Genomic DNA, 23168 nt, shown 5'->3' on the forward strand with positions numbered 1-23168 from the left:
AGGCCGGAGCACAGGCGGTGGCCCGGTGCTCCGGCCAGGGCCAGGCCGGCGTCAGCGAAGGCGCTGCGCGCGGACGACGCTGTCGTGGATGGTGACCTCGTGGCCGTCGTGCTCGACGGTGCGCGACGTCGCGGCCGCGGTGACGATCTTCCATTCCTTCGGATCGATCCGGGACACAACGTCTTCCGGCGTGAAGTACAGATCGGCGTGGCGTGGACGCTGCAGGTGGGTATCCAGATCCGACGGGTGATGTCCCACGATCAGCAGGGTGCCGCCCGGCGCGACGAAGTCGGCGAGGCGGTCGTACAGCGCCTCGCGCGGACCGCTGGGCAGGTGCACGTACTGCGACGTCACGAGGTCGTACCGGTCGGTGCCCGGATCCCATTCGAGCAGGTCGGCCTGCTGCCAGGTGATCCGGCCGGCGATGTCGTCGCCGGAGCTCGCTGCGTGCTCGGCGGCGCGCTCGACCGCCACGATGGACAGGTCCAGGGCCTTCACCTGCCATCCGCGGCCGGCCAGCCAGATCGCGTCGGCGCCCTCGCCGCAGCCGACGTCGAGTGCCGTTCCGGGATCGAGGTCCGAAACCTCGTTCACGAGACCGCCGTTCGGGTTCCCGCTCCACACACGGTGGCTCGATCGGTAGCGCTCGTTCCAGAAATCCTCGTCGAACTGCACGGTCATGCGTCCACTCCCTTCGATTCGCTTGCGCGGTGTTCCGCGACGGCAAGCTGTGTGTCCTCGGCGATCAGATCGTTGTTGATGGCGACGGCGGCGATCGCGGCGCCCGCCGCGGCCCCGAGCACCTGCAGCTTGGCGTCGGCGACGTTGCCCGCGACCCAGACCCCGGGCACCTTCGTCAGTCCCGACCAGTCGCCCGGCACGAACTGGCCACCACTCATCGGCTCGACCTCGGTCTCGAGGCCCAGCGAGGTGAGCGCGTCGACGCGTGCCACGAACCGCGGCGCCACGACCAGCGCCCGACGGTCGACGACGGTGCCGTCGTCGAGACGGACCCCGGTGAGGCGTCCGTCGTCGGTCACCAGCGACTGCACGTGTCCGGGCACGACGCTGATGCCGCGCGCCGCGAGCTGCTCGTGCTCGTCGGCCGTCGGCTCGGGGCCGGTGTGCTGGAACAGGACGACGTCGTCGCTCCACTGCCGGAACATCAGCGCCTGGTGCACGGACATCGGTCCGGTCGCCAGCACACCCACCGGCTGATCGGCGATCTCCCACCCGTGGCAGTACGGGCAGTGCAGCACGTCGTGCCCCCACAGTTCCCGCAGGCCCGGGACGTCCGGCAGCTCGTCGACCAGCCCGGTCGTCACCAGTACGCGTCGCGCCTGCACGGTCCGGCCGTCGGCGAGCGCCACGGTGAACCGGGACCCGTCGCGGCGGATGTCCGCGACGGTGCCGTCCACGATGTGCCCGCCGTAGCCGCGGACCTCTTCCCGGCCGACCCTCACCAGCTCGGCGGGTGGGACGCCGTCCCGGGTCAGGAAACCGTGGACGCCCTCTGCCGGCGCGTTGCGCGGATCGCCCGCGTCGATCACCAGCACGCTCCGGCGGGACCGAGCAAGCATCAACGCCCCCTCGAGCCCGGCCGCGCCGCCCCCGACCACTACTACGTCGTATCCGTCCGACATCTGTTCGCTCATCGATACCTCCCTTGGTGCCACCACCATGCCGACCCTCGGCCGGATCGAGCAAGCTTTATTGCCGAAGCGGCAACTTCCGGGCAGTCTGGAGGGCATGGACGACGTCGAGGACATGGACCGGATTCTCGGGGCGGTGGGCCCGCGGTTGCGGGATCTACGGCAGCAGCGGGCGGTGACGCTGGCGGATCTGTCCGCGGACACCGGGATCTCGGTGAGCACGCTGTCGCGGCTCGAATCGGGTCAGCGCAAGCCGAACCTGGAACTGCTGTTGCCGCTGGCCAGGGCGTACGGGGTGCCGCTCGACGAGCTCGTCGGCGCACCACCGACCGGTGACCCGCGGATCCACATGCGTCCGGTCACCCGGGGGGACAAGACCATCGTGCCGCTCACCCGGCGACCGGGCGGAATCCAGGCGTACAAGCACGTCATGCCGGGCGTCACCGGCCGGCAGGCTCCGGATCCGCGGGTGCACGAGGGCTACGAGTGGCTGTACGTCCTCAACGGGAAACTGCGACTGGTGCTCGGCGACCAGGACATCGTGATGCTCCCGGGCGAGGCGGCCGAGTTCGACACGCGCGTCCCGCACTGGTTCGGGGCCGCCGACGCGAACCCGGTGGAGTTCCTGGGGCTCTTCGGGCGCCAGGGCGAACGCGCGCACATCCGGGCGCGTCCGGCGCGGGACGAAACGGGGGAGTGATCGAATTGGGAAGGGGCCGGGACTACTTGTCCTGATGGCCGGCGGGGGCGTCTCCGAACATTGCCGCGATGCGTGACTTGATCTCTTCGGTGCTGATGGATCCGGTGCTGATACCGCTCGCGGTGGTCTGACGAGAGTTCGAGATGTGGTTCATCGACTGCTTCCGTGCCTTTCCAGGTACTTCCATTGCCGTCCGGTGCATTTCGCACCGGTATGACCGGCGGCGCCGCATCCGAGGTGGAGCAACTGCGCCAAGGCCAGGCTAGCGACGGAACGACCCCGCGGGAGGGCCTCGGCGAAGTGGTTACGCAACCGGAATGAAAGGGCGGCAGCGGCGGTCGAATCGTTACGAATCCACCGTGTATCCGGGACCGAGGACCCTAGTCTCGGAGGATGTCCACGGTTTCGCTGCCCACACCGGACGGTCCGATCGACGCGGTGCTCGAGACTCCGGGGCACGACGGACCGTGGCCCGGCGTGGTGGTCGTCCACGACGCGCTCGGGGTCGGCCGCGACATCCGCGAGATCACTGCCCGTGTCGCCGCGCGCGGATACCTCGCGCTCGCCCCCGACCTGTATTCCCGTGGGGGTCGAGCCCGATGTGTCACCCGGGTCTTCCGCGAGTTGATCCGGCGGCAGGGGCGCGCGGTGGACGACCTGCTCGCCGCGCGGGACCTGCTCGCCGCCCGACCCGACTGCACGGGACAGGTCGGCGCGGTCGGGTTCTGCATGGGCGGTGGGTTCGCACTCGTGCTCGCGCCCAAGGGGTTTGCTGCCTCCGCGCCGTTCTACGGGCCGCTACCTCGGCACCTCGAGGAGGCCCTCGGCGGGACGTGCCCGATCGTCGGAAGCTACGGCGCACGGGACCCGATCCTGCACGGTGCCGGACGCAGACTCGACGCGGCCCTCACCGGCTTGGGCGTCGCGCACGATGTCGAAACGTATTCCGGGGTGGGACACAGCTTCGCCAACCGCATCGTCTCGGGTCGGGCGAACACGCTCGCGCGGATCGCCGGGATGGGGTACGACCACGAGACGGCCGAGGACGCGTGGCGTCGGGTGTTCGCGTTCTTCGACGCGCACCTGTCAGGCGGGTCCGAGGGTTAGGTCGGGTCCGCGGCCGCCCTTGAGCCAACGTCCGGGCAGGCGTCCGGCGAGGTCGCCGAGCGGTCCGACCGCGGCACTGAGCACCCCAACGGTCTCCTGGAGCAGATCGATGCTCGCGCTCATCCGCTGCAGGTTCGGGGCCAGCGCCGTGAGTGTCTCCGACAGCGCGACGATCTGGTCGAGCGGACCGCCCTCCGCGATGAGTCGCTCGAAGGCGCCATCCTCCGCGAGCAGCGTCTCGAGGATGCCGTCCTCGGCCAGCGCGCGGTCGACGATCCCGTCCTTCTTCGTGAGCCGTTCGACCGCGCCGTCCTGCGCGGTGAGTCGCTCGAGCGGGCCGTCCTCGGCGGTGAGCCGGTCCAGCAGACCGCCCGGTGCGAGCAGGCGTTCGAGCGGGCCGTCCTCGGACAGCACGCGGTCGAGCGGGCCGTCCTCCGACGTCACGCGGTCGAGCGGACCACCCGGTGCCAGCACGCGATCGAGCGCTCCGCCGGGCTCGAACAGCCGCTCGAGGGTGCCGCCGTCGGACGTGAGCCGGTCGACGACCCCGCCCGGCGCCAACAGTCGATCGAGCGGACCGCCGGGACGCAGTGCCTGGCCCAGCGGGCGGTCGTCGGAGGCCAACGCCGCCAACTGCTGCACCAGCTGCAGCGGTCCGCGAGGATTGGCGAGTGTTGCCGCGCTGACGCTGGTGACGGTGGTGCTGGACAGCGCCAGCCGGGTCGTGGCCAGCGCCGTCTCGGCGACCTCGAGCGCCGCGTCCGTGATGGCGAGGCCGGCACGGACCGGGAACGTGATCGCTGACACCAGGTTCATCCGATTACTGTAACCCCCGCCACACAGTCAAACGGGGTGTTCGGTACGCGGGGCGCGGGTCCGTCGGGCGGTCAGTGCAGGACCTTCAGGCCGACGACGCAGCCGACGATGCCGAGGATCAGCAGGACCTTGACGAACGAGGCGCTCTCGTCCCCGGTGAGCATCGCGTAGGCGACAGTCAGGGATGCGCCGATGCCCACCCAGACCGCATACGCGGTACCGGTGGGCAGGGTGCGCATCGCGTAGGCGAGTCCGGCCATGCTGAGCGCGATGCCGACGGCGAACACGATCGAGGGGGCGAGGCGGGTGAAGCCTGCGGACTTACCGAGGGCGGTCGCCCACACGGCTTCGAGAACGCCGGAAATTACGAGAACGATCCAGGCCATGGTGTTTCAACTCTCCAAACACCGTCTTGTCGCTGGCCGGGTACGGTGTGCTCGTCCGGATGTCGTCTTGACCGGTACCAAGGTACCGAATTCGCGCACCGATTCCGAGTTCGGTGGCCGCTCTCACCACCCGTTCAGGCGCTCGCCGGGCATTCACAGGAACATCCCAGGGAACGTCCAGCATGCGACCAGACATGTACGGGAGTCTGGAGCTGTGAGTGAGATGCCGCAGGTCCGGGTGCTGATCGTCGACGACGAGCCGTCGCTCGTCGAACTGCTGTCCGTCAGCCTCCGCTTCCAGGGGTTCGAGGTGGAGACCGCGTCCAACGGGGCCGAGGGCCTCGACAAGGCGCGCATCTTCCGACCCGACGCGCTGATCCTCGACGTCATGATGCCCGGCATGGACGGGTTCGGGATGCTGCGCCGCCTGCGGGCGGACGGCATCGATGCTCCGGTGCTGTTCCTGACCGCCCGGGACGCCGTCGAGGACAAGGTCACCGGATTGACGATCGGCGCCGACGACTACGTCACCAAGCCGTTCAGTCTGGAGGAGGTCGTGGCCCGGCTTCGGGTGATCCTGCGGCGCTCCGGTCACGGCGACCAGGACAAGCAGCCCGCCCGGGTCCGGTTCGCGGACATCGAACTCGACGACGACACCCACGAGGTGTGGAAGGCGGGCGACCAGGTCTCGTTGTCGCCCACCGAGTTCACGCTGCTGCGCTACTTCATGGTCAATGCGGGCACGGTGCTGAGCAAGCCACGGATCCTCGACCACGTCTGGAACTACGACTTCGGCGGCGAGGTGGGCGTGGTGGAGTCCTACGTCTCGTACCTGCGCCGCAAGGTCGACACCACCGAGCCGCGCCTGATCCACACCCTGCGCGGCGTCGGCTACGTGATGCGCGAACCTCGGTAGGCGGACGGATGAGGCGCCTGCGCGCGTTACCGCTGCGGATCACCCTGGTCGCGGCGCTGCTGCTGTTGGCCGCGGCCGGGCTGCTCGCCTCCGGTGTCGCGGTGACCTCCGCGATGGAGAGTTCGCTGATTGCCCGCACGGACCGGCAGTTGTTCGACGCGGCGCACGGGTGGGCGAAGCCGCGGGACTCGCGCCCCGGTCCACCAGTCGCCGAGCCAGGACCGAATCGGCCGCCCAGCCCGTTCTACGTCCGCGTCACCGCCCCGGACGGCACGGTCCACCTCGAAGTGAACGACGAGAGCACCAACGCGACACCACAACTCGTCGCCGACCCCGGACCGGTGACCGTCGGATCCGCCGGTGGTGGCGACATCCGGTGGCGGGAGATGACGGTCACCACCCCCTCCGGGACGACGACGGTGGCGATCAAGCTCACCGACATCGACGAGACCGTGGACCGGTTGGTGGTGCTGCAACTCGGAATCGGCATCGTGGTTCTGGCGGTACTCGGATTCGCGGGGTACTTCGTGGTGCGTCGCAGCCTGCGACCGCTGCAGGAGGTGGAGGAGACGGCGGCCGATATCGCCGCGGGCGATCTGCACCGACGGGTGCCGGAGCGGGACCAGAGCACCGAGGTGGGTCGGCTGTCTTCGGCGCTCAACGGGATGCTCGCGCAGATCCAGTCGGCGTTCGCCGCGACGGAGGCATCGGAGGAATCGGCGCGTCGGTCCGAGGAACGGATGCGGAGGTTCGTCGCCGACGCCAGCCACGAACTGCGCACGCCGCTGGCCACGATCCGGGGCTTCGCCGAGTTGTACCGTCAGGGCGCGTCGACGGATGCCGAGATGGTTCTGAGCCGGATCGAGAGCCAGGCCACCCGGATGGGTCTGCTGGTCGAGGATCTGTTGATGCTGGCGCGGATGGATGCGCAGCGACCGTTCGAGCGGCATCCGGTGGACCTGCTGACGGTCGCGGCCGACGCCGTCCACGACGCGCGCGCGCTCGCGCCCGGGCGGCGGATCACGTTGGAGGTCTTGCCCGGTTCGGAACCCGCCCAGGTGATGGGCGACGACGCCCGACTGCGGCAGGTGCTCGGCAATCTGATGGGAAATGCGCTCGAGCACACCCCCGGCGCGGCGTCGGTGACGGTGCGCGTCGGCACCGATGGCACCGACGCGGTCCTCGAGGTGTCCGACACCGGACCCGGCCTCGGTGACGAGGACGCGGCCCGGGTGTTCGAGCGGTTCTACCGCGCCGACGAGTCCCGGACTCGGGCGAGCGGCGGAAGCGGACTGGGGCTGTCGATCGTCGCGGCCATCGTCGCCGCGCACGACGGCACGGTCACCGTCGACAGCGCACCCGGGAAGGGTGCGACCTTCCGGGTGCGGCTGCCGAGAGGCTGACCGGTCAGGCCGGAACGTTCTCGGCGTGGCCGAGGTCGCGCAGCGCGGCCTTGATCTTGGTGGCGGCCTCGTCCATGGACTCGGGCGACGGGTCGGTGTCGGCGCCACTGATGTCGAAGTTCCCCATGGTGTACGCGGGAAAGACGTGCATGTGCAGGTGCGGAACCTCGAGGCCCGCGATCAGGAAGCCGGCGCGGGGCGCGTCGAACGCCTTGCGGACCGCCTTCGCGATCGTGCGGGAGACGGTGGTGCACTTGGTGAACAATTCGTCGTCGACGTCCTGCCACTGGTCGACCTCCTTGCGGGGGACGACGAGGGTGTGGCCCTGGGTGACGGGCGCGATGGTCAGGAACGCGACCACGTCCTCGTCCTCCCACACGAAACGACCCGGCAGATCTCCGGCGATGATGGCGCTGAACACAGAAGGCATATGGCGAGGATAGGTCCCGGCCGTGGCCTCCGGTACTCGGACCGCGATCGCGGCCGCGCACCCGGGCGTGCCCGCCGGCGACCCGGGGAAAATCACGGTTCGTGATGTGCGAGCGCATTGCGTGGGTCACACTGTAATCCGTCTTTCACATCTCGGTCGGGGGACCGTTACGCCAAGGAGCGTCATGTCCGTCCGTTCGTTACGCCCCCGCCGGATCCTCGTTTCGGCCGTCATCGCGGCGGCCGCCGCCGGACTCGCGCTGCCCGGCCAGGCCGGTGCCGAGTCCTCGCTCGGCATCGTCAATGCGGTGTCGCCCACCACGCTCGTCAACGGTGCGCTCTCCGTCGTCGGCGGATGCCAGACGCCGGTCCGGGACCTCATTGTCAGCTGCACCCGGCTCGAGACGCTGACCACGCAGGTCCCGGTGATGCTGGCGATCAATCCGTTCACCACGAACATCGTCGTGCTCGGCGCCGGACTGTTCCCGGACGGCACTATTCGGCCGGTGCTCGAATCCCGTCTGCGGGCGGCCCTCCAACTGGCGCAACAGTATCCGCTCGCGCCGATCATCGTCAGCGGCGGCGTGCCGCAGTCGGGTGTCACCGAGGCGCAGGCGATGCGTCAGTGGCTCGTCGCGAACGGGGTCGTGCCGTTCCGGATCACGGAGGAGAACACATCCCGCTCCACCGTCGAGAACGCGGCCAACACCAACGTGATCCTGCAGCAGCGCGGGGCGGTCGGCGCGGTGGTCGTGACCAGCCCCGACCACTTGCAGCGGGCCATGGTCGACTTCCGGGTCGCGGTGGCCGGCCGCATTCCGATCGCGGGCGTCGTCGCACCGTAGGCGGAGTTCCCCGGAGGTTCGTGGCCGCTTCGCGCAGGCTTCCGTGAAATGTTGACACCCATCACGCGCTGAGTCACTATGTGCACCGAGCGATCGATCGGTCGGCTCGGTGGTGAGGATGGAAGAGGATCGCTTTATGGCGCCGTCGGCGCGTGCTCGGCAGGCTCCGGATGCTCGCGACAAAACTGTCATCGACCGTCCGGAAGGGTGAAACATGCAGCTGCTCATCGTGAGACATGCTCTGCCGGAACGCATCACGGTTGCGGAGGGGCCTGCTGATCCCGGGCTCGCCGAGCTCGGACATCGGCAGGCGGGCCGCCTGCCGCAGGCACTTGCCGAGTACGACATCGCACGGATCGTCACGAGTCCGCAACGTCGGGCACGGGAGACTGCCGCGCCGATCGTCGAGGCGACGGGGCTGACACCCGAGGTCGACGAGGAACTGGCCGAGTACGACTCCCAGATGGACCACTACATCCCGATCCACGAGGCGCGGGACAGGGCTCCGGAGGTGTTCGAGCGGATCCGCGGCGGTCTGCTGCCCGAGTTCGTCGACGAGGACGCCTTCCGGGGCCGGGTGGTCGGTGCGATCGAGCGGGTGGTGGCGGGCTCGCGGCACGAGGACACCGTGGCCGTCGTCGCGCACGGTGGCGTGACGAACGTCTTCCTGCAGCAGGTTCTCGGGCTGCCTCGGCCGTTGACCTTTCCGCTGGACTACACGTCGATCACGCGGGTGCTCGTTTCGCGCAACGGCAATCGACGTGTGGCCTCGGTCAACGAAACCGGACACGTGCGGGACCTGCTGCACCACTGACGGCCGTCCCCGGCACGACCGCCCGCCGTCGCTGCCGGGGTCCGATTGGCAGGTACCTCACAGCTGGGCTCCCGCCGGGCCGCAGGCGCAAGCGCCAACCTGGGCTCCACGACGACCGAACCCCAGCCCTCGGTTGACGTGCAGCGGCCCGAGGCGGTGACGACTGCGCCGGCCCTCGACGTAGTGGTGCCGGTGTACAACGAGCAGCAGTCACTCGAGGGATGCGTGCGGCGCCTGCGCGCCTACCTGTCCACCGAGGTGCCCTTCCCCGCGCGAATCACGATCGCGGACAACGCCAGCACCGACCGGACCCTGGAGATCGCGCGGACACTCGCCGACGAGTTCGGCGACGTCCGGGTGGTGCACCTCGACGAGAAGGGCCGCGGTCGCGCGCTGCGCACCGTGTGGAGCGGCTCCGACGCCCGCGTCCTCGTCTACATGGATGTGGACCTGTCCACGGGACGGTATGGGCGGCGGTCGCGACGGCGTGGGCACGGCGTCGCAGATCTCCGAATGGGTGCAGGCGAACTTCACCGCGACCACCGTCGACGGGATCACGATCTACGACCTGACGCGGTAACCGGACAGCGCTGCCGATCCGGTTTACCATGAGGTGGGAGGCACACCATGTCCGAGCACGACATCATCGAGAGCATCGACGAACTCGTCCGTGAGGAAAGGGAATTGCGCTCACGGGCCGAGAGGCAAGGGCTCTCGGACGAGGAGAGTGCCCGCCTGACGTTCCTCGAGCAGCGGCTCGACCAGTGCTGGGACCTGCTCCGGCAGCGCCGTGCCAAGGTCGAATTCGGCGAGGATGCAGCGCGGGCCGCTCCGCGACCGGTCGACGAGGTCGAGTCCTACCGCCAGTAATCGGCTGGTCGGGATTGTCCGATCGATGAAAGCGACTGCCGCACCAGGATTTCCGGTGCGCAGTCGCACTGCGCGGCGGTGTGCCTGCCGGTACGGAACGAAGAATCGAACTGCTTGGTGGTGATTGCCATATGACTTTGGTGGAAGACGTGTACACGACCCGGGTTTCGGGTGAGCCGCGGGTGATCGGCCGCCCGGATCCGGTGTTCTGGGGCGATCCCACCACCGCGGAGTATGCGGATTTCGACCGACGCGGATATCTGCATCGCGAGAATGTGATCGGCGACGCGGACGTCGGGGCCTGCCTCGCGGAGATCGAGCGGATCCAGCACGATTCGACGTTGCGGGATGACGAACGCATCGTCCGCGAGGACGGCTCCGATGCGGTGCGCTCGATCTTCGACATTCTCGAACTCAGCGATGCCGTTCGTCGGGTCGTCGAGTTGTCCGGCGCGTACGACATCGCGCGCGACGTTCTCGGCTCGGACGTCTACGTCCACCAGAGCCGGCTCAACTACAAGCCGGGATTCCAGGGCGGCGCGTTCTACTGGCACTCGGATTTCGAGACCTGGCACGCGGAGGACGGCATGCCCCGTCCGCGCGCGGTGAGCGCCTCGATCGCGCTCACCGGAAACACCGAGTACAACGGCCCGCTGATGATCATGCCCGGCACCCAGCGGTCCTTCGTGCAGTGCTCGGGCGCCACACCGGACGACTTCTATCGCGAGTCGCTCGTGACCACGACGCCCAGGATCGGGGTGCCGTCGGAGCGCGTCATCACCGACATGTGGCAGCGGCACGGCATCGAGGTGCTGACCGGCGGCGCCGGTTCGATGACGATGTTCGACTGCAACGCCCTGCACGCGTCCGGTGGGAACATCTCGCCGATGCCGCGGGCCAACGTGTTCGTCGTGTTCAACAGCGTCGAGAACGTCGTGCAGGCGCCCTACTCGGGTTCGGCACCGCGGCCCTCGTTCCTGGCGAAGCGCCCCCGCTGACGAGGGTGGGGGTGGTCGAGGCGTCGGCGTCCGGCCCGTAGTCTGAGACCCGTGCGCGTACTCGTGATCGGCTCCGGAGCCCGTGAACATGCCCTCCTGTTGGCCCTCGCCCGTGACCCGGGCGTCGACAAGCTGATGTGTGCCCCCGGCAATGCCGGCATCGCCCGCATCGCCGAGACGCATGCGGTCGACGTCGCGTCCGGTGACGCCGTCGTCGAGCTCGCGAAGTCGCAGGCCGCCGACCTGGTCGTCATCGGCCCCGAGGTGCCGCTGGTGCTCGGTGTCGCCGACGCCGTCCGCGCCGCGGGGATCGCGTGCTTCGGCCCGTCCGCCGAGGCCGCCCGCATCGAGGGCTCCAAGGCGTTCGCCAAGGACGTCATGGCGGCCGCCGGTGTCCGCACCGCGCACAGCGAGGTCGTCGACACCCCGGCCGATCTCGACGCCGCCCTCGATCGCTTCGGCCCCAACTGGGTCGTCAAGGACGACGGACTGGCCGCCGGCAAGGGCGTCGTCGTCACCACCGACCGCAGCGCGGCGCGCGACCACGCCGCCGAGTGCCTCGAGATCGGGCACCCCGTGCTGCTCGAGTCGTTCCTCGACGGCCCCGAGGTGTCCCTGTTCTGCCTGGTCGACGGCGAGACCGTGGTCCCGCTGCTGCCCGCGCAGGACCACAAGCGCGTCGGCGACGGCGACACCGGCCCCAACACCGGCGGCATGGGCGCCTACACGCCGCTGCCGTGGCTGCCCGCCGAGGCCGTCACCCAGATCGTCGACGACGTCGTCAAGCCGGTCGCGGTGGAGATGGCGAAGCGTGGTTGCCCGTTCACCGGCCTGCTGTACGCGGGTCTGGCCATGGGCAAGAACGGCCCGGCCGTCGTCGAGTTCAACTGCCGCTTCGGCGACCCTGAGACCCAGGCCGTGCTGGCGCTGCTCGAGTCGCCGCTCGGCGAGGTGCTGAACGCCGCCGCGACCGGCACCCTCGCGTCGGTCCCGCCGCTGCAGTGGCGCGACGGCTCCGCGGTCACCGTCGTCCTGGCCGCCGAGAACTACCCGGCCACCCCGCGCACCGGTGACGTCATCACCGGGTCCGACGCCGAGCGCGTCCTGCACGCCGGTACCGCCGCCCGTGAGGACGGCGCGATCGTCTCCGCCGGTGGGCGCGTCCTGAGCGTCGTCGGCGTCGGCGCCGATCTGACCGAGGCCCGGGAGGATGCGTACGCACGCCTGTCCGAGGTCAAGCTGCCCGGCGGCCACTTCCGCACCGACATCGGCCTCGCCGCCGTCGAGGGTCGCATCTCGATCTGACGATCGGCCGTACGGCCGTACGGCCGATCGTCAGGCCTGCCGCTCTCTTCCTTGTCGTGCCGCGCCCCCGATCGGGGGCGCGGCACGACTGTTTCCGGCGCGGCAGCGGGGCCGCCTCCGGTGCGCGGCGGGGCCTGTTCATCCATCCGATCAGCAGCCCCGGTGTCGGAAGATGTACGGGGAACCCCGGCGGCCTCACCGCGCAGAGTCCGATCGCCGCGAGCCGCCGCGTCCTGCTCGACGACTGACCTCGCGACGTTGAATTCCGGTACCTCGTTGCACAAGTTCGGGCCGTTGCTAGCGTCGAAGATGTGCGTACCGAATCCCAGCGATCGTCCATCCCCGCCTTCCACGTCATGGACGTGTGGAAGGCCGCCACCGAGCGGCAGCGCACGCACGGCGATGTGCTCACGCTCGCGGCCGGTCAGCCGTCGACGCCGGCCCCGCAGCCGGTACTGCGCGCCGCGCGGGAATCGCTGGACAACCACCTGCTCGGGTACACCGAGACGTTCGGCATCGAGCCGCTGCGCGAGGCCATCGCGGGATACCACAGCAGCCGGTCCGGGATCTCCGTCGACGCCGACGACGTCGTGGTCACCACCGGTTCGTCGGGTGCGTTCACGCTGCTGTTCCTCGCGGCGTTCGACGCCGGTGACACCGTCGTCGTCGCCCGGCCCGGCTACCCCGCGTACCGCAACACGCTGACAGCGTTGGGCTGCAACGTGATCGAGATCGACTGCGGACCCGAGACCCGGTTCCAGCCGACCGTCGCGATGCTCGAGCAGATGGACACCCCGCCCGCCGGGCTGATCGTCGCGAGCCCCGCGAACCCCACCGGCACCGTCATCGACCCTGCCGAGTTGGCCGCGCTGGCCCGCTGGTGCGAGGAGCACGACACGCTGCTGATCTCCGACGAGATCTATCACGGGATTGGGTTCGGAGCGCAGGTCACGGCATCGGCGTGGGAGACGTCGCGGCAGGCCGTGGTGATCGGGTCGGTGTCGAAGTATTTCTCGATGACGGGCTGGCGTCTGGGTTGGATGCTGGTGCCCGAGAGCCTGCGCCGTCCACTGCAGCGGCTCGCGTCGAACATGACGGTGTGCCCGCCGGCGATCTCGCAGTACGCGGCCGTCGCGGCGTTCACCGACGAGGCGCGTGCCGAGCTCGACGGTCACGTGCAGCGGTATGCGGTGAACCGGGAGCTGCTGCTGACCGGGCTACCCGAGCTGGGGCTCACCGAGCTGGCGCCCGCCGATGGTGCGTTCTACGTGTACGCGGACATCGCGCACCTCACCGACGACTCGACGTCGTGGTGCGCGCGGCTGCTGGCAGACACGGGTCTCGCGCTGGCGCCGGGCATCGACTTCGACACCGTGCACGGCGACCACACGGTGCGGTTGTCGTTCGCGGGTTCCACCGCGGAGATCCGGGACGCGCTGGCCCGGCTCGAGCGGTGGCTGCCCGCGCCGAAGTAGGACCGAGGCAGGGCGAGAAAGGTCGAGAAAGGTCGAGAAGGGTCACTGCCTGCGCTGTTTGGTCGAATTCACTCGGGCGTGTCGCCGTGGCTGGCACGATGGAGGGATGACGTCCGCGGCGACCCCGAAGGGTGAGAGGCGCCGTCAGGCGCTCGTCACCGCCGCGGCCGACCTGCTCCTCGAGGGCGGCTTCGACGCGGTCCGGCACCGTGCGGTGGCCTCCCGTGCGGGTCTGCCGCTCGCGTCCACGACCTACTACTTCGGCTCGCTCGACGAGCTGGTGGCCCTCGCCGTCGAACACAACGGCAACCGGGAACTGGACGCGATGCGCGAACGCATCGACGACGTCACGCAGCGGCGGCGCGGCGTCGAGGCGACGGTCGATCTGATCGTCGACCTACTGATCGGTCCCGACGAGGTCGGCGACGGTGCTCGGGAACGGCTGATCGCACGGTACGAGCGGTTCGTGGCGTCGGCGCGACATCCCGAGCTGCGGGACGTGCAGCTGCGGCTGCGGGCGCAAACCGACGACCTGCTCGCCGAGGTGCTGCGCCGGTCCGGCCGCGTCGTGCGCGAGCCGCAGCTGCGTCGCCTGGTCGCTGTGGTGGACGGGGTGGTCGTGGGCGCGCTCAGCGAGGTGGACCCCGATCCGCGGGGGATGGCGCGCGCGATGCTGCTCGACCTGATCGACGAGTTCGCTCCTCCGAGCACGCACTGACGAGGGGCTTGGGGTCTCGCCGTAAACTGGGATCTCGTGAGCCGCATCCCGAATGTCCTTGCCAACCGTTACGCCAGCCCCGAGCTGAAGGCGCTGTGGTCGCCGGAGTACAAGATCGTGCTCGAGCGTCAGCTGTGGTTGGCGGTGCTGCGGGCGCAGGCCGAGCTGGGGATCGACGTTCCCGCCGAGGCGCTCGCCGACTACGAGCGGGTGCTCGAGAGCGTCGACCTGGACTCCATCGCCGACCGTGAGCGCGTCACCCGCCACGATGTGAAGGCCCGCATCGAGGAGTTCAACGCCCTCGCCGGCCACGAGCACGTGCACAAGGGCATGACCAGCCGCGACCTCACCGAGAACGTCGAGCAGCTGCAGGTGCTCCGCTCGCTCGAGCACGTGTACAACCACGGTGTCGCGATCGCCGCCCGCCTGGGCGAGCGGGCCGCCGAGTACACCGGTTTCGTGATGGCCGGACGCTCCCACAACGTCGCCGCGCAGGCCACCACGCTGGGCAAGCGTTTCGCATCGGCCGCCGACGAGCTGCTGGTGGGTCTCACCCGGCTGCGTGAGCTCATCGACCGCTACCCGCTGCGCGGCATCAAGGGCCCGATGGGCACCGCGCAGGACATGCTGGACCTGCTCGACGGCGACGCCGCCAAGCTCGAGCAGCTCGAGAAGAAGGTCGCCGAGCACCTCGGCTTCGCGCACGTGTTCACCAGCGTCGGCCAGGTGTACCCGCGCTCGCTGGACCACGACGTGCTGTCCGCGCTGGTCCAGGTGGGTGCCGCGTCGTCGTCGTTCGCGCACACCATTCGCCTGATGGCCGGCCACGAGCTGGTCACCGAGGGCTTCCAGCCCGGCCAGGTGGGCTCGTCCGCGATGCCGCACAAGATGAACACCCGCTCGTGCGAGCGGGTCAACGGCCTGCAGGTGGTCCTGCGCGGCTACGCGTCGATGGCGTCCGAGCTGGCGGGTGCGCAGTGGAACGAGGGCGACGTGTTCTGCTCCGTCGTCCGCCGTGTCGCGCTGCCGGACGCGTTCTTCGCGATCGACGGCCAGATGGAGACCTTCCTGACGGTGCTCGCCGAGTTCGGTGCGTACCCGGCCGTCATCGAGAAGGAGCTCACCCGCTACCTGCCGTTCCTGGCGACCACCAAGGTCCTCATGGCCGCGGTCCGCGCCGGTGTCGGACGCGAGACCGCGCACGAGGTCATCAAGGAGCACGCCGTCGCCGTCGCGCTCGCGATGCGCGAGCAGGGCAAGGAGCCGGATCTGCTGGATCGTCTGGCCGCCGACGACCGGCTGCCGCTCGACCGCGCCGCGCTCGACGAGGCCCTCGCCGACAAGTCCGCGTTCATCGGTGCCGCCGGCGCGCAGGTCGACTCCGTGGTCGCCGAGGTGCAGAAGCTGGTCGACGCCAACCCGGATGCTGCGCGCTACGCGCCGGGCGCCATTCTGTGACAACGGGTTCCACGGTGAGGTCACGGACCGTCACGGTCGGTGACCTCACCGCGCACCTCGCGCAGCCCGACGGCGGCAGCGATACCGTCATGCTGCTGCTGCCGATGATCAACGGCGTCGATGCGCAGGTGCGCGACTACGCCGCCGACATCGCCGCGGCGGGGATCACCGCACTGGTGTGGGATCCCTGGCACGGACCGAGCCTGGACGACACCCCGAAGGAGCGCCTCTTCGAGCTCATGGGGCAGCTCGACGACGAGGAATGCCTGTCGGAGATGGGCGCTCTGCTCGACTACGCCCGAGGTGAGCTGGGCGCACGGCGCGTCGGAGTCATCGGCTGGTGTCTGGGCGGCCGGTTCTCGCTGCTGCTCGGCGCGCGTGACCGTGAACTCGCGAATGTCGTTGCCTACCATCCGTCGATCTGGGATCCGGCCGCGGCGAACCACGCGCTCGACACAGTGGCGCTGGCTCCGGCGATCGCCGCACCGGTCATGGTGCTGCACGCCGGCGCCGACACGATCCTGTCGACCGGAACTTTCGGGGCCTTGCAGTCGGCGCTGCAGTCCCGCGACAGCGGCGCGACGATCGTGCACGCGTATCCGGGTGCCGCGCACGGCTTCAGTGCCCGTGCGCGCCAAGACGATCCGGTGAACAAGGTCGCGTGGGGCATCTCCTGGCCGCAGGTGCTCGCCTTCGCTTCCGCATCGATGGCCCGGTAGCGGTCGGGACGTCTGCACCGCGCCGCGCGGATCAGCCGGAAGTCGGCGGAGTCAGGGTGCCGTCGACGACTTCAGCGGCAATGTCGTGGAGCGGTCTGCCATGGGTGCGGGCGTAACGGCGGAGCGCGTCGAATGCCACCGCCGGGGTGCATCCGGCACCTTCGGCGAGCATCCCCTTGGCTTGCTCGATAATGATTCGGCTGGTCAGCGCCTGCCGCAGTTGTGCGGCCTCTTCCTGCGCGTTGCGCGCGGTGCGATTGTGCAGCAGCCCGATGGTGGCGATCCGCGCCAGCGCCCGGCTCGTGTCGACGTCCTCCGCTGGGAGGCTGCCGGTGGCGACACAGAACATGTTGAGCGACCCGATCACCTGGTTTCCCAGCTGCAACGGAACGGCATGGACGGCCCCGAAGCCGACCTCTCCGGACAGGTGCTGAAACCGTGGCCAGCGCGCCGAGGTCGCGTCGCGGCCGAGGTTGACGAGGGGGCGCCCCGTGGTGAAGCAGTCGTAGCAGGGGCCACGTGCGTCCGCCACCTCCAACTGTTCGAGGGTGTGCGCCGGCTCGGTGGTGGACGCCACCGAAGCGAGGTGCCCGCGTTCATCGGTCAGCAGGATGCCGGCAGCGTCGATCGCGACCAGTGCCACGGTTCGGTCGGTCAGAGTGTGGAGAAAGTCGGTGGTGTCGAAGCCGGGTACGAGGGCGTCCGCCAGTTCCTCGAACACATGGACCAGTCGTTGTTCACTCATGAGTTTCCGGTCTTTCTGGCCGCTCGTCGCCGCAGTCGGTTCCAGGCTAGCCACGTCTGGCGTTGTCGGCACGGAGCACTTCGAGCGGTTGGCGCGTGTCGAGTGGCTCTGGCAGGATGGGTGAGCGGCCACCAAGTGGCCCGAGACGTCACAGGCGTCATTTCGCCACCCCGGACCCGGTGGCACGGTCGGCACGTTCGAGCGAGAAGACTCCACCGCAGCTCCGATATCGGGCACTCGCCGAGCAGGTCGGCGTCACCGCGCGTCGGCGGTTCGTCCCTCGGGACGTGGTGCGTGACGCGCCACTGCGCCCGCTTGTTCACGGGCCGGTTATTCCACCCGCGACAGCCAGGTCGCGACGACACGACCAGATTGCACTCTGATGGACGAACAGGCGGAGTCGACGTCAACCGGATTCGGGACATCTTCCATGGAAGTTGCTGCTCTGAAACCCTTTCCGCTGTCGTCGGCGCAGTACGAGGTCTGGCTCGCGCAGCGACTGGCCCCACACCTTCCGTACTGCATCGCTCAGTACGTGGAGTTCCACGGCGATCTCGATCTCGACCTGTTCCGATGGGCGGCCGTGACCGCGGGACGTGAGACTCAGGGCGCCTTCCTCCGGCTGATCGAGGTCGACGGGGAGCCCAGGCAAGTTGTTGATCCGTCCTTGGATAACTCGTTGGGGTTCATTGATTTTCGTGGAGAGAGTGATCCGGTGGCGGCCGCGGATGGGTGGATGCGCGAGGACCGGTCGAGTCCGGTGGACCCGATGCACGACCCCCTGGGGGTGTCGACGATATTGCAGGTCGGCGATTCGCAGTACCTGTGGTACAGCCGTGCTCACCATGTCGCGTTGGATGGGTATGCCGCGATGACGTTGGTCAACCGCATCGCGGCTCTGTACTCGGCTGCGGCGTCGGGCCGGGACCCGGAACCCAGCAGGGCTGCCGATCTGCGAACGTTGTACGAACTCGACTGTCGGTACCGTGCCTCGAGTCGGTTCGAGGCGGACCGTGCGTACTGGATCGAGCGGTTCCAGGGGCTGGCGGAACCCGTGAGTCTGGCCGACCGAGACGGCACTGCGGTGGCCCGCGACATGCTGGTGGCCACATCACTCGACGAGGACACGGCCACCCGGCTCGAGGACTCCGAGGGTCGGGCGAGCAGAACGTCCGCTGCGGTGATCATCGCGGCGTTCGCCTGCTACCTCTCACGGATGACGGGCCGGGAGGAGGTTCGCGTGGATGTCCCGGTCTCCGGGCGGACCACTGCGGTGGTACGCAGTTCGGGTGGGATGTTCGTCAACGTCGTTCCGCTCCGGATTCGGGTCGGTCCCGGCGACACCGTGGGCGATCTGGTCGAGCGGGTGAGTCTGGAACTGATGGGCGCGTTGCGACACCAGCGCGGCAACCTCGCCGAGATTGCGCGAGAGGTGAGCGTCGGTGCCGAGGCCCACCGGACCGCCGCGCCGATGGTCAACGTGATGCTCTTCCGTCAGGAGCTCGATTTCGGTTCGGTGACGGGTGAATTTCATGTGCTCACCTCCGGTCCGATCGCGGACCTGCTGATCAATGTCTACCAAAGCGGCACACCCGCAAAGACGTTCGTCGAGTTCCGCGGAAATCCGCTGCGATACCGCATCGACGAGCTGAGGCTCCATCACGAGCGGTTCGTCGGCGTGGTCGAGGGCTTCGTCGCGGCCGGTCCGGAGTCGCTGATAGCGACGATCCACCCTGACAGTGCCAGGGAAGCCGAGCGCCGACTGGAGGCGGCCCGGGACCTGGACTATTGGCGACGGACGCTGGCGGGGTTGCCGGTACTGCTCGGGCTGCCGACAGATCGGCGGCGACCGAAACAGCGGTCCCTGGACTCCGGAAGCCTGCAGTTCACGCTCGGCGCGGAGCTGCATCGCAAGCTGCAGCAGTGCGCTCGCGAGTACGACTCGACGATGTTCATGACGATGCATGCGGGGCTGGCCGCACTGCTGGCCCGGGTGAGCGGCTCCGACGACATCGCGGTGGGTGCGCCGATTGCCCGACGGGCCGACGCCGCGCTCGACGACGGGGCGGACGCGTTGGTCGATGCCGTGGTGTTGCGGACCCACGTGGATCCGGGACTCTCGTTTGCGGACCTGTTGGAGCGGGTGAAGCATTGTCAACTCGGCGCATTCGCGCATACGAGGGTGTCGTTCGACCGGTTGGTCGAGGCGCTCGCCCCGGACCGCACGACGCCCTGCCCGCCGCTCGTCCAGGTTGTCCTCGGCCCCACTCGTGCCGAGCCGACCGCGGTCGCCGACGTGTCCGTCACGGCACCCGAGAACTGTTGTCTCGAACGCTGCGATCTGCAGATGACCGTAGGTGAGAGCTTCACCGACTCCGGTCGACCGTCGGGACTGTCGGTCGACCTCGTGTTTGCCACCGATCTGTTCGACTCGGCGACAACGCAGGCATTCGCGGATCGGCTGGTGCGGATTCTCGAGTATGCGGCGGCAGATTCGTCGGCTCCGGTCGGCGACGTCGATGTGCTTGCCCCCGAGGAGCGTGAGCAGTTGATGCCGGTGTCCGGGGCAGCGGCGTTGCCCGCGTTGACTTTGCCGGGGCTGTTCGCGGCATCGGTGGGCGCGGACCCGAATGCGGTCGCGGTTGTGTACGGCGACCGGAGCTGGACGTACGGCGAGCTCGACAGCCGGTCGAACCGTCTGGCGCGCTGGCTGATCGGTCATGACGTGGGGCCGGAGAAAGTCGTGGCGGTGGGACTGCCGCGGTCGCTCGAGTCGGTCCTGGCGGTGTGGGCCGTCACAAAGACCGGTGCGGCCTTCGTTCCGCTGGATCCTGGGTATCCGTCGGCTCGGCTCGAGTACATGCTCACCGATTCGGGCGCCATCCTGGGGCTGACGACGGAGGACGTGTCGAGAGACCTGCCACCGACCGTGCCGTGGCTGGTGCTCGACGACGAAGCGGTCGAGGCGGAGGTGGCGGGGACTCCCTCGACGGCGGTGACCGACGGCGAACGGGTCTCGGCACTGACACCCGACCATCCGGCATACGTGATCTACACATCCGGGTCGACGGGGGTCCCGAAGGGCGTGGTGGTGCCGCATCGGGGTTTGGCGGACCTGGCGGCCGAACAACGCGACCGTTTCGCGACGGGGCCCGGTGCGCGGGTCCTGCACTTCGCATCCCCGAGTTTCGACGCGTCGGTGTTCGAGCTGGTGTGGGCGTTCGCGGCGGGCGGGTGCCTGACGATCGCACCACCGACGGTGTACGGCGGCGACGACCTGGCGGCGCTGCTCGATCGTTGCCGCGTGACCCATGCGATCCTGACACCGTCGGCGTTGTCGTCGGTCGATCCCACGGGTCACGGCTGCTTGCGGTGTCTCGTGGTGGGGGGTGAGGCGTGTTCCCCGGAGTTGGTAGCGCGGTGGGCGCCGGGGCGCGCGATGTTCGACGCCTACGGCCCGACGGAGTCGACAATCATGGCGAATCTCGGAGTGATCGGGTCGGCGGGGGAGCCGGTGACACTCGGCGGCCCGATCCGGGGTTTCGAGGAGTTGGTGCTCGACGGGCGGCTGCGGCCGGTGCCGGTCGGTGTGGCGGGGGAGCTGTACCTGGCCGGTCCGGGCCTGGCACGTGGGTATCGGAATCAGGCCGGTCAGTCGGCCGCTCGATTCGTCGCCGATCCGTTCGGTGCACGGGGACAACGCCTCTACCGCACCGGGGATGTGGTGAGGTGGCTGCGCGATCGGGAGGGGGACCTGACGCTCGAGTACCTGGGCCGGACCGACTCCCAGGTCAAGATTCGTGGCTTCAGGATCGAGCCCGGCGAGGTGGATGCGGCGCTGACGGCTCACCCCCATGTGAGATTCGCGGCGACACTCAGTCGTGCCGGCCCGACCGGCGACCCGGTCCTGGTGTCCTACGTGCTTCCCGCCGCCGAGCACGTCCCCGACCCCGCCGACCTGAAGGCCCAGGTTCGTGTGGTGGTACCGGACTACATGGTGCCCGCGGCGATCACAATGATCGACGAGATTCCGCTGACCCCGGTCGGCAAGCTCGATCGCACCGCACTACCCGCACCGGACTTCGGGACGAGGCCCACCGAGTCCCGGCCGCCACGCACGCCGACCGAGGAGGCAACCGCAGTCGTCTTCGCCGAGCTCCTCGCGGTCGACCACCTCGGTGTCGATGCAAACTTCTTCGATCTCGGCGGAAACTCCCTCGTCGCGACCAAGGTGGTCACGCGGATCAACTCGGCGCTGGATCGGAACATCGATATCCGCGACCTGTTCGAGGCGCCCACCATTGCCGCGCTCGCGGCCCGGATCGACGGGATCGACGGTATCGACGATCGATCGTCGGCCCGACCGGCACTGACCACGGGCACTCGGCCCGACAGTGTTCCGACCTCCCTGGCACAGCACCGAATGTGGGTCGTCAACCAACTGGATACGTCGTCGCCTGCCTACAACATTCCCATCGCGCTCCGATTCTCGGGCGATCTGGACACCGATGCCCTGCGGTTGGCGCTTGCTGACATCGTGGATCGGCATGCCACGCTCCGGACCGTCTACCCCGACTCCACGGACGGTCCCCGCCAGGTGGTGGTCCCGACGGGACAGGTGCATCCCGACCTCACGCCGATGTCCGTGTCCGGCGCGGCAGACCTGCGGGCGCACCTCGTGCGGGGTGCCGCCGCCGGATTCGACGTCACCGACGAGACGCCCATCCGAACGGCACTGTTCCGGAACGGTCCGCAGCAGCACGTGCTGATGATCGTGGTGCACCACATCGCGGCGGACGGTGCGTCGATGGCGCCGCTCGCCCGGGACCTGACGGTCGCATACACCGCCCGCCTGCACGGGCGGGCACCCGACTGGGCGCCACCGGCAGTGCACTACGCCGACTACACCCTGTGGCAGCGCCGCATGCTCGGCAGCGAGTCCGAGCCCGATTCGCCGATCGCACGCGAGTTGGCGTACTGGCGGTGGGCGTTGTCAGGGATGCCTGCGACAGTCGAACTGCCGACGGACCGACCACGACCGGCGCAGCGATCGATGCAAGGGAAGGAGGTTCATTTCGAGATCGGTTCGGATCTGCACGAGCGATTGCAATCCCTTGCTCACGAACATCATTCGACAGTCTTCATGGTCATGCACGCGACGCTGGCCGTGCTGTTGAGCAGGGTGAGTGGGAGCACGGACATTGCGGTGGGTACGCCGACAGCGGGGCGAGGCGAGGCTGCACTCGACGACGTGGTGGGCATGTTCGTCAACACCGTCGTGCTGCGGACGCCGGTGGAGCCCGAGTCCACGTTCGCCGACCTGCTCGATCGGGTGAGGGAGCGCGATCTCGGCGCCTTCGCCCACGCGCAGATGCCGTTCGAGCAGGTCGTGGAGGCCATCGATCCGGTGCGGTCGACGGCGTACTCCCCGCTCTTCCAAGTGATGTTGGAGTTTCGGAACGCCGAGTCGCCACGCCTGGACTTGCCGGGGCTGACGGTCGAGCCTGTCGACGTCGATCTCGATGTCGCCCGTTACGACCTGTATCTGAGCCTCGCCGAGAAGTTCGACACCGGCGCCGGCGCTCCCCTCGGGATGTCGGCTTCCTTCGGCCTCGCTGCCGACATCTTCGACGCGGACACCGTGCAGCGCCTTGCGGACCGATTCGTCCGCATTGCCGAGGAAGTCGTTTCCTCGCCCTCGGTTCGGGTCGCGGACATCGATCTGCTTTCCCGGGCTGAGTGTGGGGAGTTGGTGCCGGTGTCGGGTGGGTCGGGGGTGTCGGGGCGGGTGTTGGTGGAGTTGTTGTCGGCG

21 protein-coding genes, 1 pseudogene and 1 riboswitch are annotated in these 23168 nt (G+C 69.0%); of the genes and pseudogenes, 15 read left to right on the forward strand and 7 right to left on the reverse strand.

Translation table 11 applies throughout. The annotated features are described in order from the left end of the window. Positions 1-51: 51 nt before the first annotated feature. Positions 52-681 carry a bifunctional 2-polyprenyl-6-hydroxyphenol methylase/3-demethylubiquinol 3-O-methyltransferase UbiG gene (locus tag DEU38_RS09990; RefSeq protein ID WP_114720561.1) on the reverse strand — a complete coding sequence of 210 codons (630 nt, stop codon included), beginning with the start codon at positions 679-681 and terminating at the stop codon, positions 52-54. Next, positions 678-1643, reverse strand: a complete 966-nt coding sequence (locus DEU38_RS09995) for an NAD(P)/FAD-dependent oxidoreductase (protein WP_220181898.1) — start codon at positions 1641-1643, stop codon at positions 678-680. Before DEU38_RS09995 ends, DEU38_RS09990 begins: the two co-directional genes overlap by 4 nt. A 106-nt stretch (positions 1644-1749) precedes the next feature. Here DEU38_RS09995 and DEU38_RS10000 point away from each other — a divergent pair, with 106 nt between their 5' ends. Further along, a complete protein-coding gene (locus DEU38_RS10000; protein WP_114720565.1) occupies positions 1750-2352 on the forward strand; it encodes a helix-turn-helix domain-containing protein in 603 nt (200 codons plus the stop codon). A gap of 22 nt (positions 2353-2374) precedes the next feature. Here DEU38_RS10000 and DEU38_RS29135 read toward each other — a convergent pair whose 3' ends face one another. Next, positions 2375-2506, reverse strand: coding sequence for a hypothetical protein (locus tag DEU38_RS29135; RefSeq protein WP_258557772.1), 132 nt, complete (start codon positions 2504-2506; stop codon positions 2375-2377). A 239-nt stretch (positions 2507-2745) separates the two neighbouring features. Here DEU38_RS29135 and DEU38_RS10005 point away from each other — a divergent pair, with 239 nt between their 5' ends. Next, complete coding sequence (locus tag DEU38_RS10005; protein WP_114720567.1) at positions 2746-3459, forward strand: dienelactone hydrolase family protein; 714 nt, start codon at positions 2746-2748, stop codon at positions 3457-3459. On the opposite strand, the gene DEU38_RS10010 is transcribed toward DEU38_RS10005, so the two are convergent. Then, complete coding sequence (locus DEU38_RS10010) at positions 3439-4275, reverse strand: ABC transporter (RefSeq protein ID WP_114720569.1); 837 nt, start codon at positions 4273-4275, stop codon at positions 3439-3441. The genes DEU38_RS10005 and DEU38_RS10010 overlap by 21 nt on opposite strands. A gap of 71 nt (positions 4276-4346) precedes the next feature. Continuing rightward, the gene (locus DEU38_RS10015; protein ID WP_114720571.1) at positions 4347-4661 is read right to left on the reverse strand and encodes a multidrug efflux SMR transporter; all 315 of its coding nucleotides are present in this window, start codon (positions 4659-4661) and stop codon (positions 4347-4349) included. 15 nt (positions 4662-4676) lie between these two features. After that, positions 4677-4738: riboswitch (guanidine-III (ykkC-III) riboswitch) on the reverse strand. 146 nt (positions 4739-4884) lie between these two features. Here DEU38_RS10015 and DEU38_RS10020 point away from each other — a divergent pair. Both DEU38_RS10020 and DEU38_RS10025 read left to right on the forward strand, forming a co-directional pair. Next, positions 4885-5577 (forward strand): response regulator transcription factor, encoded by a 693-nt coding sequence (locus DEU38_RS10020; RefSeq protein ID WP_114720573.1) that lies wholly within the window; start codon positions 4885-4887, stop codon positions 5575-5577. Between the two features lie 8 nt (positions 5578-5585). Beyond that, a complete protein-coding gene (locus DEU38_RS10025; protein ID WP_114720577.1) occupies positions 5586-6980 on the forward strand; it encodes a cell wall metabolism sensor histidine kinase WalK in 1395 nt (464 codons plus the stop codon). A gap of 4 nt (positions 6981-6984) precedes the next feature. On the opposite strand, the gene DEU38_RS10030 is transcribed toward DEU38_RS10025, so the two are convergent. Then, positions 6985-7410, reverse strand: a complete 426-nt coding sequence (locus tag DEU38_RS10030) for an HIT family protein (RefSeq protein ID WP_114720580.1) — start codon at positions 7408-7410, stop codon at positions 6985-6987. Between the two features lie 184 nt (positions 7411-7594). Here DEU38_RS10030 and DEU38_RS10035 point away from each other — a divergent pair, with 184 nt between their 5' ends. The 10 genes and pseudogenes from DEU38_RS10035 to DEU38_RS10085 all read left to right on the forward strand — a co-directional run bounded on the left by DEU38_RS10035 (position 7595) and on the right by DEU38_RS10085 (position 16611). Continuing rightward, complete coding sequence (locus DEU38_RS10035) at positions 7595-8254, forward strand: YdcF family protein (RefSeq protein WP_114720583.1); 660 nt, start codon at positions 7595-7597, stop codon at positions 8252-8254. A 214-nt stretch (positions 8255-8468) separates the two neighbouring features. Beyond that, positions 8469-9068 (forward strand): histidine phosphatase family protein, encoded by a 600-nt coding sequence (locus DEU38_RS10040; protein WP_114720585.1) that lies wholly within the window; start codon positions 8469-8471, stop codon positions 9066-9068. Positions 9069-9206: 138 nt separating this feature from the next. Next, positions 9207-9527: pseudogene (locus DEU38_RS10045) on the forward strand (glycosyltransferase); the annotation flags it as partial. Positions 9528-9695: 168 nt separating this feature from the next. After that, positions 9696-9938, forward strand: a complete 243-nt coding sequence (locus DEU38_RS10050) for a DUF2630 family protein (RefSeq protein WP_114720587.1) — start codon at positions 9696-9698, stop codon at positions 9936-9938. A gap of 131 nt (positions 9939-10069) precedes the next feature. Next, positions 10070-10936, forward strand: a complete 867-nt coding sequence (gene thpD / locus DEU38_RS10055; RefSeq protein WP_114720590.1) for an ectoine hydroxylase — start codon at positions 10070-10072, stop codon at positions 10934-10936. A 51-nt stretch (positions 10937-10987) separates the two neighbouring features. Further along, a complete protein-coding gene (purD, locus tag DEU38_RS10060; protein ID WP_114720593.1) occupies positions 10988-12241 on the forward strand; it encodes a phosphoribosylamine--glycine ligase in 1254 nt (417 codons plus the stop codon). A 311-nt stretch (positions 12242-12552) separates the two neighbouring features. Then, positions 12553-13716: a pyridoxal phosphate-dependent aminotransferase gene (locus tag DEU38_RS10070; protein ID WP_114720599.1), complete on the forward strand. Its 1164-nt coding sequence runs from the start codon at positions 12553-12555 to the stop codon at positions 13714-13716. A 106-nt stretch (positions 13717-13822) separates the two neighbouring features. Further along, positions 13823-14434: a TetR/AcrR family transcriptional regulator gene (locus DEU38_RS10075; protein WP_114720602.1), complete on the forward strand. Its 612-nt coding sequence runs from the start codon at positions 13823-13825 to the stop codon at positions 14432-14434. Positions 14435-14470: 36 nt separating this feature from the next. Then, positions 14471-15892 carry an adenylosuccinate lyase gene (gene purB / locus DEU38_RS10080; protein ID WP_114720605.1) on the forward strand — a complete coding sequence of 474 codons (1422 nt, stop codon included), beginning with the start codon at positions 14471-14473 and terminating at the stop codon, positions 15890-15892. Then, positions 15889-16611, forward strand: coding sequence for a dienelactone hydrolase family protein (locus tag DEU38_RS10085; protein ID WP_114720607.1), 723 nt, complete (start codon positions 15889-15891; stop codon positions 16609-16611). Before purB ends, DEU38_RS10085 begins: the two co-directional genes overlap by 4 nt. Before the next feature lie 31 nt (positions 16612-16642). Here the strand turns inward: DEU38_RS10085 and DEU38_RS10090 are convergent, their stop codons facing one another. Then, entirely contained in the window at positions 16643-17593 is a 951-nt protein-coding gene (locus DEU38_RS10090) for a GAF and ANTAR domain-containing protein (RefSeq protein ID WP_147283494.1), read from the reverse strand. A gap of 193 nt (positions 17594-17786) precedes the next feature. Between DEU38_RS10090 and DEU38_RS28390 the strand changes: the two genes are divergently transcribed. Further along, the coding region (locus tag DEU38_RS28390; protein ID WP_181818729.1) for a non-ribosomal peptide synthetase at positions 17787-23168 on the forward strand (5382 nt) is incomplete at its 3' end.

Origin of the sequence: Rhodococcus sp. AG1013, assembly GCF_003350365.1 — a bacterium.
GTDB lineage: Bacteria > Actinomycetota > Actinomycetes > Mycobacteriales > Mycobacteriaceae > Prescottella.

Excerpts from the sequence above, each read along its gene's own strand:
- DEU38_RS09990 (WP_114720561.1), bottom strand. The coding sequence starts at position 681 with ATGACCGTGCAGTTCGACGAGGATTTCTGGAACGAGCGCTACCGATCG.
- DEU38_RS09995 (WP_220181898.1), bottom strand. The coding sequence starts at position 1,643 with ATGTCGGACGGATACGACGTAGTAGTGGTCGGGGGCGGCGCGGCCGGG.
- DEU38_RS10000 (WP_114720565.1), top strand. The coding sequence starts at position 1,750 with ATGGACGACGTCGAGGACATGGACCGGATTCTCGGGGCGGTGGGCCCG.
- DEU38_RS29135 (WP_258557772.1), bottom strand. The coding sequence starts at position 2,506 with ATGAACCACATCTCGAACTCTCGTCAGACCACCGCGAGCGGTATCAGC.
- DEU38_RS10005 (WP_114720567.1), top strand. The coding sequence starts at position 2,746 with ATGTCCACGGTTTCGCTGCCCACACCGGACGGTCCGATCGACGCGGTG.
- DEU38_RS10010 (WP_114720569.1), bottom strand. The coding sequence starts at position 4,275 with ATGAACCTGGTGTCAGCGATCACGTTCCCGGTCCGTGCCGGCCTCGCC.
- DEU38_RS10015 (WP_114720571.1), bottom strand. The coding sequence starts at position 4,661 with ATGGCCTGGATCGTTCTCGTAATTTCCGGCGTTCTCGAAGCCGTGTGG.
- DEU38_RS10020 (WP_114720573.1), top strand. The coding sequence starts at position 4,885 with ATGCCGCAGGTCCGGGTGCTGATCGTCGACGACGAGCCGTCGCTCGTC.
- DEU38_RS10025 (WP_114720577.1), top strand. The coding sequence starts at position 5,586 with ATGAGGCGCCTGCGCGCGTTACCGCTGCGGATCACCCTGGTCGCGGCG.
- DEU38_RS10030 (WP_114720580.1), bottom strand. The coding sequence starts at position 7,410 with ATGCCTTCTGTGTTCAGCGCCATCATCGCCGGAGATCTGCCGGGTCGT.
- DEU38_RS10035 (WP_114720583.1), top strand. The coding sequence starts at position 7,595 with ATGTCCGTCCGTTCGTTACGCCCCCGCCGGATCCTCGTTTCGGCCGTC.
- DEU38_RS10040 (WP_114720585.1), top strand. The coding sequence starts at position 8,469 with ATGCAGCTGCTCATCGTGAGACATGCTCTGCCGGAACGCATCACGGTT.
- DEU38_RS10050 (WP_114720587.1), top strand. The coding sequence starts at position 9,696 with ATGTCCGAGCACGACATCATCGAGAGCATCGACGAACTCGTCCGTGAG.
- thpD (WP_114720590.1), top strand. The coding sequence starts at position 10,070 with ATGACTTTGGTGGAAGACGTGTACACGACCCGGGTTTCGGGTGAGCCG.
- DEU38_RS10075 (WP_114720602.1), top strand. The coding sequence starts at position 13,823 with ATGACGTCCGCGGCGACCCCGAAGGGTGAGAGGCGCCGTCAGGCGCTC.